This window comes from Bradyrhizobium sp. AUGA SZCCT0160 (genome assembly GCF_018130105.1).
GTDB lineage: Bacteria > Pseudomonadota > Alphaproteobacteria > Rhizobiales > Xanthobacteraceae > Bradyrhizobium.
Genome location: NZ_JAFCMD010000006.1, coordinates 237,598 through 250,646, shown reverse-complemented (window position 1 = coordinate 250,646; position 13,049 = coordinate 237,598). Strand labels below are relative to the sequence as shown.

Genomic DNA, 13,049 nt, shown 5'->3' with positions numbered 1-13,049 from the left:
ACGCTCCACTTACCGCGTCACTTTGAGCCTGTTCCGGCCCGTTTTTTCACGCCCCGAACTGCCCGGTTTTTGAGGGCAGAAAGTCCTCACCCGCAGCCTTAACCGGCGGGCGGAGTGGTCGTTTCGGAACCCATTTGGGATGACCGGCGGGGACCCAAAACACACTCGCGCCGAACAGGAAGAAAGCTAGGCCAAGTCCGTTGCGCCCGTCAAGGACTAGTACGAGTTCCTGAATCAAATACTAAATATGGTGGAAAGAGGGGGATAACAGGGGGTGATCGCGCGCCTGTGATCGGCCCAAGTATCAGTGAGTCCTCACAGATTCGACAAGGAAAAAAATGTTCAGGGCCTGTGGAGCGAAGGCTTCTCCCGGCTGTTCACAGGGCAAGTATTTATTCACCGCTTCCGGGCCTTCCGGGATTGCGCTCCTGAGACTCACGTAAGGCTACGGAGAACTCCACCCTGACATGCCGGGGAGCCGGTGGTCGCGGGCCCCGATAAGGGCCAAAGTCGCCGCGATTCCCCCGGCCGATTCTCGAGCCGATTCTCTTTTCACCGATTCCTTTTCGGTCCCTGCCGATCGTCCATGACAGAGCCTGTGCCACCAGCCGCGCGTGCGCGTATCGCACCCGCCGGCCTCATGTTCCTCGCCATCACCTCGGTGGGCTGGGGCTTTAACTGGCCGGTCACAAAATTCCTGCTCGGCGAACTGCCGCCGCTGACCCTGCGCGGCGTCACCGGCGTGATCGGGGCCTTGCTGCTGGCGGCGCTGGCGCTGGGGCGGGGGCAGACCCTGCGGGTCGACCGCGCGCTGTGGCCGCGGCTGATGCTGGCCGCAACACTCAACGTCACCGGCTGGATGGTGCTGATGGGGTTGGCGCTGCTCTGGCTGCCGGCCAGCGAAACCGCGCTGATCGCCTACACCATGCCGGTCTGGGCCTCGCTGTTGGCCTGGCCGGTGCTGGGCGAGCGGCCGACTTTATTGCGCACGGTCTCGCTGGTGATGGCGTTCGCAGGGTTAGCGGCCATCATGGGCGGCAATGGCGTGACGGCCTCTGCGGCCAAACTGCCGGGGATATTGATGGCGCTGGCCGGCTCGATGGGCTTTGCGCTCGGCACTGTGCTGGCCAAGAAACTGCCGCTCGACATGCCGCCGATCCCGGCCGCCGCCTGGCAGATCGGGCTCGGCTGTTTTCCGGTCGCCATCGTCGGCCTCGCAATCGAGACCACGGATTTGGGCAAGGTCAGCCAGATCGGCTGGTGGCTCTTGATCTATTCCACCGTGATCCAGTTCTGCATCGCCTATGTGAGCTGGTTTGCCGCGTTGTCGCGGCTGCCGGCCTCGGTCGCCGCGATCGGCACCATGGCGGTGCCGGTCATCGGCGTGGTGGCCTCGGCCGCAGCCCTGGGCGAGCCGCTGGGCCCGGTCCAGATCGTGGCGCTGCTGTTCACGCTGGCGGGCGTCGTGCTGGCGACGCGGTCGTGACGGCTCACAAGCCTCGTATCACTTGCGCTTACTTCTCGCGGCTCCACGGAAACAGATTGGCCGGGAAATCCGCGGCGTAGCGGTGTCCTTTGCGCAAATGGGGTTCTTCCTCCTGTGGGGGATTGGGGTCCGGCTCCACCACTTTCCGGTACAGATGCCAGGTGGCATGACCGAGCACCGGCAGAACGACGGCCAGGCCAACGAACAGCGGTAGCGAACCGATCACCAGCAGCGCCGCGACGATCAGCCCCCACGCGGCCATCGCAACCGGATTTTTCATCACCGCCCAGATCGAGGTCCGGATCGCGTCTATCGCCGTCGCATGCCGGTCAAGCATCAATGGAAACGACACGACACTGACGCACAGTGCCACGACCGCGAACAGAAAACCGACGCCGCAGCCAACGATGATGAGCGACCATCCTTCCGGCGTCGTCAGCACGCGCGTTGCGAAGTCAGGGATGCTCGCAGCCGGAGCATGGCCGAAGATTGAAACGTAGATGGCGTTCGCTACGCCGATCCAGGCTCCGAACAGGACGAGCAGGAGCACGCCGAGTTCGATCATGGCGCCGAATGCCGGCGCGCGCAGCACGTGAAGCGCTTTCGATACGTCGACTTCCTCGCCGCGCTCGCGGCGGCGGCTGAGCTCGTAGAGGCCAATCGCTGCAAAGGGTCCGAGCAGGGCAAACCCGGCTGCCAGCGGAAACAGCAGAGGCAGTACCGAATAGCCAAGCACCATCCTGAACAGGGCAATTCCGAGAACCGGATAGATCACGCACACGACGACCGCGTGGCTTGGCATTGCCTTGAAGTCTTCCCAGCCCAGGCGCAGCGCCTCGTGCAGGTCGGACAGTCCGATTTTGCGAATCGGATATGTGGCGGCGTCGCCGAATACGTGCCGTCCAACTTTTGCGATGTTGTCGGAATACATGGTGGCCATGAACGCACCTCCCGTGCTGAAAGCCGTGGCGGTGACACCGACGCGGTTTTCAGCCACGCGTGTCCGCCGCAAAGTGCGAGAAACGCGATCGAGCCGAGTGCGGCAAACCCGAGGTCAACGAAGAGGAGCTTAGCCGGACGAAACTTGTCGCGACCTGCAGAGGCAGATTAACGCGATTGGGATCAGGCGGCGCTCACGGTTCGGTGAAGTGTGCACGTTCCCGGTCATTTGGTGCGTTGCGTTATCCTCAAGCGATCGAGCCGGCTGACACGCGCTGCTTGCGGCATCAGCCTGGCGCTCCGACGAGGTAGTCCTCTATCATCTATTGACGCGCGGCTGGACGCGTACCATCTTACTCTCTGACGCCCCGGATCCGATGGTTAGCGGTCGTAATGTGTGCTCCGTGCCACGTTTGGATGTCGCGACCGGTCATATGGGCGAGGCAAGACACACTGCGATGGCGCATGTGAAGTCGGCCATCGAGACAGTGAGCTGCGCCCTTTAATCCGTCTCCGTTGCCTTGAATGGCAAGGAGGACTGAAGGATGGTTGTCGCACTCATACTGCTTCTGGTCGCAGTCGGCTCGGTGCTGTTTCACATCTACAGCCCGTGGTGGTGGACGCCGATCGCCACGAACTGGAGCTACATCGACCACACCATCAGCATCACCTTCTGGATCACCGGAGCGGTGTTCTTCGCGGTGATTGCGTTCATGGCCTATTGCGTCTTCCGCTTTCATCACAAGGAGGGAAGGCGGGCAGCCTACAATCCCGAAAACAAGAAGCTCGAATGGTGGCTCACCATCGGGACTGCGGTCGGCGTCGGAGCCATGTTGGCGCCCGGCCTGGTTGTCTGGCACCAGTTCGTCACGGTTCCGGCTGATGCCACCGAGATCGAGGTCATGGGCCAGCAGTGGCAATGGAGCTTCCGCCTTCCGGGGAAGGATGGCCGGATGGGCACAACCAATGTCCGCAACATCAGTCCCGAAAACCCCATGGGCTTGAATCGCGACGATCCGAATGGACAAGACGACGTCGTGATCGACAGCGGCGACTTGCACCTCCCGATCGGGAAGCCGGTCAAGGTTTTGCTCCGCTCGCTCGATGTCCTGCACAATTTCTACGTGCCCGAGTTCCGGGCCAAGATGGATATGGTTCCAGGCATGGTGACCTATTTCTGGATGACCCCGATCCGGACCGGAACGTTTGATGTTCTCTGCGCCGAGTTGTGCGGCGTGGCACACGCGCAGATGCGGGCCAAGGTCATCGTCCAGGAGGTGAGTGAATATCACGCCTGGCTGGAGACGCAGAAGACGTTTGCAGAACTGTCAGGCCGAAACGCCGTGACGAAGGCGACGTACAAATCGGGCGGCAAGTAGGAAAGCGCCGCTGCAAAGATCAATCGGGCGCGTGAACGGATCGCCCCCGATGGAAACGACCAAGGAGGGTTTTCTATGGTCGATGTCCCATATGACGCACGCGCGGACGCGCCGCCTGCCGAAGTGCCGGAGGTTGAGCTCTATCATCCCAGAAGCTGGTGGACGCAGTACGTCTTTTCGCAGGACGCCAAAGTCATCGCCATCCAGTACTCGCTGACGGCGTCCGCAATCGGGCTGGTGGCCCTGGTACTGTCGTGGCTGATGCGACTGCAACTGGGATTTCCCGGCACGTTTTCCTTTATCGATGCAAGCCAATATCTCCAGTTCATCACCATGCACGGTATGATCATGGTGATCTATCTGCTCACGGCATTGTTCCTGGGAGGTTTCGGCAACTACCTTATCCCGCTGATGGTCGGCGCCCGGGACATGGTTTTCCCCTATGTCAACATGCTGAGCTACTGGATCTACCTGCTCGCGGTCCTGGTGTTGGCGTCGACCTTTTTCGTGCCTGGCGGGCCCACCGGCGCCGGCTGGACGCTCTACCCACCGCAGGCGGTTCTCTCCGGTACCCCCGGGCAGGATTGGGGCATCGTTCTCATGCTGGTCTCGCTGATCCTGTTCATCATCGGCTTCACCATGGGCGGGCTGAATTATGTGGTGACGGTACTGCAGGCGCGCACACGCGGCATGACGTTGATGCGGATGCCGTTGACGGTGTGGGGCATTTTCACGGCCACCGTGATGGCGCTGCTGGCCTTTCCGGCGCTGTTCGTTGCCTCGGTCATGATGCTGTTCGACCGTCTCTTGGGAACCAGCTTCTTCATGCCGGCACTCGTCGAGATGGGCCAGCAGATGAAGTATGGCGGGGGCAGCCCGATCCTGTTCCAGCACCTTTTCTGGTTCTTCGGCCATCCGGAAGTCTACATCGTCGCCTTGCCGGCCTTCGGCATCGTTTCCGATCTGATCTCTACCCACGCGCGAAAGAACATCTTCGGCTATCGCATGATGGTCTGGGCGATCGTCGGAATCGGCGCTCTCAGCTTCGTCGTGTGGGCGCACCACATGTATGTGAGCGGCATGCACCCGAAATTCGGGTTCTTCTTCGCCACCACGACGCTCATCATCGCCATCCCGACCGCCATCAAGGTCTACAACTGGGTGCTGACCCTGTGGCGCGGCGACATTCATCTCACCGTTCCGATGCTGTTTGCCCTCGGCTTCATCATCACGTTCGTGAACGGCGGGCTCACGGGCCTCTTCCTCGGCAACGTCGTCGTGGACGTCCCGCTGTCGGATACCATGTTCGTCGTCGCGCATTTCCACATGGTGATGGGCGTGGCGCCAATCATGGTCGTGCTGGGCGCGATCTATCATTGGTACCCCAAGGTCACCGGGCGGATGCTGGATGACTGGATGGGCAAGTTTCATTTCTGGGTGACGTTCCTCGGCGCCTATCTGATCTTCTTCCCTATGCATTACATTGGACTGCTCGGCGTTCCGCGCCGGTATCACGACATCGGCGAGGCGGCGTTTATCCCGTCATCGACCCATACGCTCAATGCCTTCATCACCGTCATGGCCTTGATCGTGGGCTTCGCCCAGATGGTGTTCCTGTTCAATCTGGTCTGGAGCCTGTTCAGGGGCAGGCCTTCGGGCGGCAATCCATGGCGGGCGACAACACTGGAGTGGCAGACGCCGGAAACCCCGCCCGGGCACGGCAACTGGGGCAAGGAGCTCCCGGTGGTCTACCGGTGGGCATATGACTACAGCGTGCCCGGTGCCGCGCAGGACTTCATTCCGCAGAACCAGCCGCGGACGACGCCGGCCGTTCAGGGAGCTGCTCCGTGAGCGCCATCATCCTGTTCATGGCTGTCATAGCGGTCATCGCCGGATGGTGGCTCTCGCAGCAACGGCTGACAGCCAAACCCTGGCTGGAAGAAGGTTCGATCGACGATTTCCCGGGCACGGGTGCAATCACCTTGCCGGCAGCCAAGCTCGGACTGGGCGTGTTTCTCGCTGTCGCCGGCTCGCTGTTCGCGCTCTTCATCAGCGCTTACTCCATGCGCATGAACATGATGGACTGGCGCGCGATGCCGGTGCCTTCGCTGCTGTGGTTCAACACGGGCGTCCTGGTCCTGAGCAGTGTCGCGCTGCAATGGGCACACGTGGCCGCACGCCGGGACGACATGGACGGTGTGATCGTCGGTCTTTGCGCAGGCGGTGCGTCCGCGATTACATTCCTGATCGGGCAACTGCTGGCGTGGCAACAGCTGCGCGCAGCGGGCTATTTCGTCGCGTCCAATCCAGCCAATTCCTTCTTCTACATGATGACGGCGGCGCACGGCCTGCACCTGATGGGCGGCCTGGTGGCGCTCGGCAGAGCGACTGCCAGGGTCTGGCGCGGCGCCGAGATGGCGCAGGTGCGCCTGAGCGTGGAGCTCTGCACGATCTATTGGCATTTCCTGCTGTTGGTCTGGCTGGTCTTGCTTGGCCTGCTGACGGGCTGGACGGACGATTTCGTCGACATCTGTCGCAGGTTGCTCACCTAGGAGAGACCAGATGGCAGAGACTGTGCTGACAAACCCTGGAGAATCGCCCGCGCGGGCCGCCGGCTTGCGGGGCATTGCCGACGACTGGTCGTCGGATCAGCGCACGTTCAAGAATGTCTCCTGGGGGAAGGCCATGATGTGGATCTTCCTCCTGAGCGACACCTTTATCTTCAGCTGCTTCCTGCTGTCCTACATGACCGCGCGAATGTCCACGACTGTGCCGTGGCCGAATCCGAGCGAGGTATTCGCTCTCACGATTGGCGGGCATCATATCCCGCTCATCCTGATCGCCATCATGACCTTCGTCCTGATCTCCAGCAGCGGCACCATGGCGATGGCCGTCAATTTCGGTTACCGCCGCGATCGCGTCAAAACCGCAGTCCTGATGCTGGTCACAGCGGCGCTTGGCGCAACGTTTGTCGGAATGCAGGCCTTCGAATGGACCAAGCTGATCACGGAGGGCGTCCGGCCCTGGGAAAACCCCTGGGGCGCGGCGCAGTTCGGCTCGAGCTTCTTCATGATCACCGGCTTCCACGGCACTCACGTGACGTTCGGCGTGATCTTCCTGATCGCCATCGCGCGAAAGGTCTGGCGGGGAGACTTCGACGTCGAAAGGCGCGGCTTCTTCACGAGCAGAAAGGGACACTACGAGATCGTCGAGATCATGGGCCTTTACTGGCACTTCGTCGATCTGGTGTGGGTGTTCATCTTTGCATTCTTTTATCTTTGGTGAGGTCGGCGCATGACAAACGTGGCGGTACATCTGGAAGCCCAGCAACCTTCGCTGCACGCGCATGTGCATGACGTGCCCGCATCAGGAGCCACGCACGCAGAGGGCCAGCAGCACCCGATCAAGCTCTATCTCGTGGTCTGGGGATGGCTGTTCGTTCTCAGCGCCTGCTCCTATCTCGTCGACTACTTCCACTTCCAAGGCTATCTCCGATGGTCGCTGATCCTGTTGTTCATGGTGTTGAAGGCCGGCTTGATCGTCGCCGTCTTCATGCACATGGCCTGGGAGCGGCTGGCGTTGAGCTATGCCATCCTGCTGCCGCCGGTGCTGGTGTTGGTGTTCGTGGCGATCATGGTGTTCGAATCCGACTACACGCACCTCATCCGGGTCGTGTTCTTCGCGCCTTCGACGTAGGCGCTGTTGCCTCGTGCCAAATGGAGGATGGCCATGACCACATATGTCATGCTTGCAAACTGGACCGAGCAAGGCATTCTGAAGGTGAAGGACTCGCCAAGCCGCCTGGACGCAGCAAAGAAAGCGCTCAAGGATATGAGCGGCGAGTTTAAATTCTTTTTCCTTACCATGGGCGACTTTGACATCGTCGCGATCTATGAGGCTCCCGATGACGCCGTGGCGGCACGTTTCAGCCTGCAACTGGGCATGCAGGGAAACATCCGGACGCGCACGCTGAAAGCGTTTCCTGAAACAGCCTATCGGGAAATCATCAAATCGCTGGGCTAGACGGCACAAGGGTGTGCTGGTGAAGTTTTCAGTCCTGGTTTTGCAAAGGGATATTTCAGGACGATTGCATCGTTTTTTACTACGCAGACGCCGCCATGTCGCCGGCAAGAGGAGGCATTAATCTCATGCAAATCAATCGTTCGATGCTCCTTCGCGGGAGCTACGCCGGCATCGGGGACTATGTCGCGCTGACGAAACCGCGCGTTATGTCGCTGGTCGTCTTTACCGCATTGGTTGGTCTCATGGTCGCACCAGGCGACATCGATCCCTTCGCCGGTGCCGCTGCTCTTCTTTGCATAGCTGCCGGAGCGGGCGCTGCAGGTGCGCTCAATATGTGGTACGACGCCGACATCGATGCGGTGATGGCGCGCACCGCCATGCGTCCGATTCCCAGCGGCCGCGTATCGCGCCCGGAAGCATTGGTTTTCGGATTGATGCTTGCAAGCTGCGCCATCCTGGCCCTCGGCACGTTGCTGAACATGGCCGCGGCTGCGCTGCTGGCTTTCACAATTTTCTTCTATGTCGTCGTCTACACGATGTGGCTCAAACGCCGAACACCGCAAAATATCGTCATTGGCGGTGCGGCTGGCGCACTTCCACCGGTGATCGGCTGGGTTGCGGCCACGGGAAGCGTCGGGATCGAGCCGCTCATCCTGTTCCTGATCATCTTCCTTTGGACGCCACCTCACTTCTGGGCATTGTCGCTCAATCTTGCCGGAGAATATGCCAGAGCCGGGGTGCCGATGTTGCCGGTCGTAGCCGGCAAGGCCGAAACAAAGCGCCAGATTCTTCTCTATAGCGTTGTTCTGGCTCCGATCGCGCTGACACCCTGGGCACTGGGGTTTGCGGGCGCCATCTATGGCGCGGCTGCAGCGATGCTCGGCGCGATCATGATTTTTCTCGCATGGCAGGTACGTCGGAGCGACGACGGCAAGGAAAGGCGGCCCGCTCGTCGCCTGTTCGTGTTTTCGATGCTCTATCTGGTCCTTCTTTTTGGTGTGTTGCTGATGAATGCTGTTCCTTCCGTTCAGTCTCACTAGCCAGCGCTTATCGACAAGAAAGGCCCCGGATCGCTCCGGGGCCTTTGGGTCATTGGCGAGGCTAGAAACCGGACCCCGACACCAGCAGAATTGCGCCGATCACCATAAGGAGAATGCCCGGCCAGTTCGTTGCCAGGCCCAGGAATCGGAGGCTGCGCCGTGGCGGCTCCAGAGTGCCGCGAACCGGCCGGGAGGAGTCCGGGCCGCTAAGCGATCCCCGCCAAATGGCGGTGCGGGCCATGTACAACATTCCGCCGAGAACGAGCAGCGCGCCAAGCCCCATCAGGAACATTTTCGCCTCTCAGTTCATGGTTGCCACGCAGAACAGAACCGGGATTCAAGCGCCAGGTGGTACGGTTGGTTCCTACGCGGTAATGAGTCCGCGGTTCTGATTCAATTTGAACTGATAAGGCTCTAGTCCAGCGCCTGGCGGATCATTTTTGCCAGCTGCGACTTGCGATAGGGCTTGCTCAGCAGCAAGACGCCGGGGTCGAGCCGCCCCTGGTGCACGATCGCGTTGTCGGTATATCCAGAGGTATACAACACTCTTATACCGGGCCGGTGTTTGACGACTTCGTCGGCGAGCTGCCTGCCGGACATGCCGTTGGGCAGGATCACGTCGGTGAAGAGCAGGTCGAAAGGCAGGCCGTTTTTCACGGCCTGCAGCGCCGAGGGACCGTCTGCGGTATCGAGGGTTTGGTAGCCGAGGGTCTGCAACTGCGTGGTGACGAAGTTGCGCACCAGATCATCGTCCTCCACCACCAGGATGGTTTCGGCGCCGCCGACCAACGGGGCGGCCGCCACCACGGCGGCCGGCGCCTGGCCGCGGGCGGGCGGCAGATACAGCTTGATCGTGGTGCCGTGGCCTTCCTCGCTGTAGACCCGGATGTGGCCGCCGGACTGCTTGACGAAGCCGTAGACCATGCTCATGCCGAGGCCGGTACCCTTGCCGACTTCCTTGGTGGTGAAGAACGGCTCGAACACCTTGTCCTGGATCTCCTTGGACATGCCGGTGCCGGTGTCGCTGACCGCCAGCATCACGTACGGGCCGGGCAGCACGTCGGGATTGGCCTGTGCATAGGCCTGGTCGAGCACGACGTTGCGGGTCTCCAGCAACAGCTTGCCGCCTTCGGGCATCGCATCGCGGGCATTGATGGCCATGTTGAGCAGCGAATTCGCCAGCTGCGAGGGATCGATATGCGCGGCCGCAACCTCCGGCTCGAGGATCGAGTCGATCTCGATGTGTTCGCCGAGGGTAGGGCGCAGCAGCTTGGCGATGTCGAGGACGGTGCCGTTGACGTCGATATTGCGCGGCTGAAGCGGTTGCCGGCGCGCGAATGCCAGCAGATGCTGGATCAGCTCGATGCAGCGTTCCGCCGCCACGTCGATCAGCTCGGCGGTTTTTTTCAGTGCCGGCTGGTCCTCGAGTGCGGCGACCAGCCGTTCGGTGGTGCCGGTGATGACGGTCAGCATGTTGTTGAAATCGTGGGCGACGCCGCCGGTCAGTTTGCCGATGGCGTCGAGTTTTTGCGACTGCTGCAGCTTGCGCTCGATTTCGCGCGTCGCAGTGATGTCGTGATAGAGCAGCGCCGCGCCGCTGATGGCGCGCGATGCGTCGCGCAGCGGGCGGCCGCTGATGACGAGGTGAACCGGCGCGCTGCCGCTCTTGGGCCGCACCACGATTTCGGTGGCGTCGAACTCCTCGCCGCGCAGCGCGCGCGCCGCCGGCATCTCCCGGGTAGGCAGCGGCGTGACGCCATCGGCGCGAAAGACGGTGCTGAGCTGCCGCAGCAGTTCCACGGTCATGCCCGGACGGTAGCGCAGCATCTTTTCCGCGGCCGGGTTGGAGAGCAGCACGCGGCCCTTGGCGTCGATGACGAGCACCGCTTCCGCCATGCTGTGAAAGGTGCTCTGCATCACTTCGGTCGAGTGTCGGAGTTCCTCGTGTGCCGTGACCAGGTGCCCGGTGCGTTCGGCGACCGCGGCCTCCAGCGCCTCGTTGGTGGCTTTGGTTGCAGTCAGGGATTCTTGCAACTCACGGCGCGACCTGCCGCTCGAGCGCGTAAGGACGGTCGCAAGGATCAGGATCAGCAGCACGCAGGCCAGGTCAACCGCCAGCAGGAAGCCGCCGTTGGTTTCGGACTGGGTGCGCCGCAGCGTGAGACGCCTGCGCTCTTCGGCGACGGTCTTTGCCAGATTTTCACCGATCGTCTCGGTGGCCTTGCGGTCTTCGTCATTGGACAGCAATGCGGCGATTTTTGCCTGGTCGCCCGCATTCTTGAGCCTGATCAACTCGCCGCCCGTCACAATCTGGCGGGCCACCTGGGCCTTGGCTTCCTCGATCAGCCGGGTTTGTCCGGGATTGCCCTCGACGGTCTTGATCAGGTCATCGAAGGCCGGCAGGATTGCGTCACTGGACTCGTTATATTCCTTCACGAAGTCCGGGTTGCCGGTGAGCGCAAAGCCGCGCGCAGCGCTTTCGGCGCGGCGCAGCAGCGGCCGGATATCCGAGATTCGCTTCAGCACTTCCAGGGCATGGTCGACCGAAGCCGTATCGGCCCGCGACTTCAGGTCGAGACCGATGGAAGCAGCACCGATAAGAAGAAGGATCGCGAGGCCGATTCCAAGGATGATACGCTGCGGGAGCATTGACGCTTTTATTTTCATCTTTTTGAGAGGCGCGCAGACTGTATCGGTTTCGTGAGGCATTCGTTGACGCTGGTCAACAGCGCGTTGGGCGTGAACGGCTTGCGCAGGCAGCATGCCGCGCCGAGTTCGATGGTCATCCGCAGCAAATCGGGCTCGCGGTCGGTGTTGGCGAAGGCGTAGCCCGACATCGCAATGATCGGAACCTCGGGCCGGCGCTCGTGGAACGTCCGAATTGATTCAAACCCGCGCATGTGCGGCATGAAGACGTCGATCAGCATCACGTCGAAATCGGACGCTTCGAGCGCCTGCATCCCGGCCTCACCACCATCGGCAATGGTGACCTCGAAACCCTGGCGCTGCAGACAAACTTCGATGGCAACGCAAACCATCGGGTCGTCATCGACCACGAGAACGCGCGGCACGCGGATTCCTTTTGCTCGGGCTGCAGTCGGCGACTCGCAAAAAACCCCTGACAAGGATTAAGGCGGAACGTCGACTGGCCGTCTGTATGATAGAGTGCATATAAGATTTGCCTAGAGGCGAATTCGGTAGTCTGTGTCAGAACGAGAACAAATGCGTCCCCGGTTCCGGATCTAAACCCGCCGTGTCCATCCATCGCCCAGCGGGTCGTCCCCGAATGTCGCCGCTCGGCCTCATCGTCCTGTCGATCGCCTCGGTGGGGTGGGGCCTCAACTTCCCGATCATGAAACATCTGCTGACGGAGTGGCCACCGCTGTCGTCGCGCGGCCTGTGCGGCATCGTCGGCGCTGCAGCCCTCGCGTTGATCGCGCTGGCGCGGCAGGAGACGCTCCGCGTTCCCAAGGGAATGTGGCTGCGGCTGTGGCTGGTTTCCACGTTGTCGCTCGGCGGCTGGGTTGCGTTCATGGGGCTCGCATTGTTGTGGCTGAGTGCCAGCGAGGCTGCGGTGCTCGGAATCTCGATCCCGGTCTGGGTGGCGTTTCTGGCGTGGCCGATCCTCGGCGAACGGCTGTCGCTGTTGCGGGCCATATCCTTGACGGTCTCGCTGGCCGGCATTGCGGTGCTGCTCGGCGGCAACGGCTTCGACGCCAGCGTCGAGAAGCTGCCGGGAATCCTGTTCGCCCTGGCCGGCGCGGTATGCACCGCGCTCGGCACCGTGCTGACCAAGCATTTCCCGCTCGCGATGCCGCCATTGTCGCTCGCCGCCTGGCAGGTCGGCCTCGGCTGCCTGCCGATCGCGATCGTCGGGCTAGCGGTCGAGCAGCCGCAATTGGCTGCGCTGTCATCGATCGGCTGGGCGTCGATGATCTATATGACGGTGATCCAGTTTTGCTTGTGTTACGTCTGCTGGTTCGCCGCCCTTGAGCGGCTGCCGGCGGCGACCGCATCGATCGGCACCCTGCTGGTACCGGTGGTCGGCGTGCTGGCGGCGGCGGCCATGCTGAATGAGCCGCTCGGCTTGCGCGAGGTCGCGGCCCTGGTGATCACGCTCGGCGGCGTCGCGGTGGCGCTACGCGCATGAAAAGAGCAGCGCACCGGAATGCGCCGCTCTTC

Annotated in this window: 13 protein-coding genes; 9 read left to right on the top strand and 4 right to left on the bottom strand. The window is 61.8% G+C overall.

The annotated features are described in order from the left end of the window. Nucleotides 1-586 precede the first annotated feature (586 nt). Nucleotides 587-1,486, top strand: a complete 900-nt coding sequence (locus JQ558_RS12935) for a DMT family transporter (protein ID WP_212293852.1) — start codon at nucleotides 587-589, stop codon at nucleotides 1,484-1,486. 28 nt (nucleotides 1,487-1,514) lie between these two features. Here the strand turns inward: JQ558_RS12935 and JQ558_RS12930 are convergent, their stop codons facing one another. Then, nucleotides 1,515-2,426: a DUF2189 domain-containing protein gene (locus tag JQ558_RS12930; protein ID WP_212206614.1), complete on the bottom strand. Its 912-nt coding sequence runs from the start codon at nucleotides 2,424-2,426 to the stop codon at nucleotides 1,515-1,517. Nucleotides 2,427-2,970: 544 nt separating this feature from the next. Here JQ558_RS12930 and JQ558_RS12925 point away from each other — a divergent pair. The 7 genes from JQ558_RS12925 to JQ558_RS12895 all read left to right on the top strand — a co-directional run bounded on the left by JQ558_RS12925 (nucleotide 2,971) and on the right by JQ558_RS12895 (nucleotide 8,867). Then, complete coding sequence (locus JQ558_RS12925) at nucleotides 2,971-3,804, top strand: cytochrome c oxidase subunit II (RefSeq protein WP_212206616.1); 834 nt, start codon at nucleotides 2,971-2,973, stop codon at nucleotides 3,802-3,804. 75 nt (nucleotides 3,805-3,879) lie between these two features. Further along, complete coding sequence (locus JQ558_RS12920; RefSeq protein WP_212206618.1) at nucleotides 3,880-5,655, top strand: cbb3-type cytochrome c oxidase subunit I; 1,776 nt, start codon at nucleotides 3,880-3,882, stop codon at nucleotides 5,653-5,655. Next, the gene (locus tag JQ558_RS12915) at nucleotides 5,652-6,356 is read left to right on the top strand and encodes a cytochrome c oxidase subunit 3 (protein ID WP_212293851.1); all 705 of its coding nucleotides are present in this window, start codon (nucleotides 5,652-5,654) and stop codon (nucleotides 6,354-6,356) included. Before JQ558_RS12920 ends, JQ558_RS12915 begins: the two co-directional genes overlap by 4 nt. A 10-nt stretch (nucleotides 6,357-6,366) precedes the next feature. Then, entirely contained in the window at nucleotides 6,367-7,089 is a 723-nt protein-coding gene (locus JQ558_RS12910; protein ID WP_212206622.1) for a heme-copper oxidase subunit III family protein, read from the top strand. Between the two features lie 9 nt (nucleotides 7,090-7,098). Then, nucleotides 7,099-7,500 (top strand): cytochrome C oxidase subunit IV family protein, encoded by a 402-nt coding sequence (locus JQ558_RS12905; protein ID WP_212206624.1) that lies wholly within the window; start codon nucleotides 7,099-7,101, stop codon nucleotides 7,498-7,500. Nucleotides 7,501-7,533: 33 nt separating this feature from the next. Further along, nucleotides 7,534-7,827, top strand: coding sequence for a GYD domain-containing protein (locus JQ558_RS12900; RefSeq protein ID WP_212273142.1), 294 nt, complete (start codon nucleotides 7,534-7,536; stop codon nucleotides 7,825-7,827). Between the two features lie 125 nt (nucleotides 7,828-7,952). Then, a complete protein-coding gene (locus JQ558_RS12895; protein WP_212293850.1) occupies nucleotides 7,953-8,867 on the top strand; it encodes a heme o synthase in 915 nt (304 codons plus the stop codon). 61 nt (nucleotides 8,868-8,928) lie between these two features. Here JQ558_RS12895 and JQ558_RS12890 read toward each other — a convergent pair whose 3' ends face one another. From JQ558_RS12890 to JQ558_RS12880, 3 genes are all read right to left on the bottom strand, one after another. Beyond that, nucleotides 8,929-9,159: a hypothetical protein gene (locus JQ558_RS12890; protein ID WP_212206630.1), complete on the bottom strand. Its 231-nt coding sequence runs from the start codon at nucleotides 9,157-9,159 to the stop codon at nucleotides 8,929-8,931. A 122-nt stretch (nucleotides 9,160-9,281) separates the two neighbouring features. Next, nucleotides 9,282-11,516: a CHASE3 domain-containing protein gene (locus tag JQ558_RS12885; RefSeq protein ID WP_212293849.1), complete on the bottom strand. Its 2,235-nt coding sequence runs from the start codon at nucleotides 11,514-11,516 to the stop codon at nucleotides 9,282-9,284. Between the two features lie 14 nt (nucleotides 11,517-11,530). Further along, entirely contained in the window at nucleotides 11,531-11,938 is a 408-nt protein-coding gene (locus JQ558_RS12880; protein WP_212293848.1) for a response regulator, read from the bottom strand. Between the two features lie 215 nt (nucleotides 11,939-12,153). Here JQ558_RS12880 and JQ558_RS12875 point away from each other — a divergent pair, with 215 nt between their 5' ends. Further along, complete coding sequence (locus JQ558_RS12875) at nucleotides 12,154-13,017, top strand: DMT family transporter (protein WP_212293847.1); 864 nt, start codon at nucleotides 12,154-12,156, stop codon at nucleotides 13,015-13,017. Nucleotides 13,018-13,049 lie beyond the last annotated feature (32 nt).

Excerpts from the sequence above, each read along its gene's own strand:
- JQ558_RS12935 (WP_212293852.1), top strand. The coding sequence starts at position 587 with ATGACAGAGCCTGTGCCACCAGCCGCGCGTGCGCGTATCGCACCCGCC.
- JQ558_RS12930 (WP_212206614.1), bottom strand. The coding sequence starts at position 2,426 with ATGGCCACCATGTATTCCGACAACATCGCAAAAGTTGGACGGCACGTA.
- JQ558_RS12925 (WP_212206616.1), top strand. The coding sequence starts at position 2,971 with ATGGTTGTCGCACTCATACTGCTTCTGGTCGCAGTCGGCTCGGTGCTG.
- JQ558_RS12920 (WP_212206618.1), top strand. The coding sequence starts at position 3,880 with ATGGTCGATGTCCCATATGACGCACGCGCGGACGCGCCGCCTGCCGAA.
- JQ558_RS12910 (WP_212206622.1), top strand. The coding sequence starts at position 6,367 with ATGGCAGAGACTGTGCTGACAAACCCTGGAGAATCGCCCGCGCGGGCC.
- JQ558_RS12905 (WP_212206624.1), top strand. The coding sequence starts at position 7,099 with ATGACAAACGTGGCGGTACATCTGGAAGCCCAGCAACCTTCGCTGCAC.
- JQ558_RS12900 (WP_212273142.1), top strand. The coding sequence starts at position 7,534 with ATGACCACATATGTCATGCTTGCAAACTGGACCGAGCAAGGCATTCTG.
- JQ558_RS12895 (WP_212293850.1), top strand. The coding sequence starts at position 7,953 with ATGCAAATCAATCGTTCGATGCTCCTTCGCGGGAGCTACGCCGGCATC.
- JQ558_RS12890 (WP_212206630.1), bottom strand. The coding sequence starts at position 9,159 with ATGTTCCTGATGGGGCTTGGCGCGCTGCTCGTTCTCGGCGGAATGTTG.
- JQ558_RS12885 (WP_212293849.1), bottom strand. The coding sequence starts at position 11,516 with ATGCTCCCGCAGCGTATCATCCTTGGAATCGGCCTCGCGATCCTTCTT.
- JQ558_RS12875 (WP_212293847.1), top strand. The coding sequence starts at position 12,154 with ATGTCGCCGCTCGGCCTCATCGTCCTGTCGATCGCCTCGGTGGGGTGG.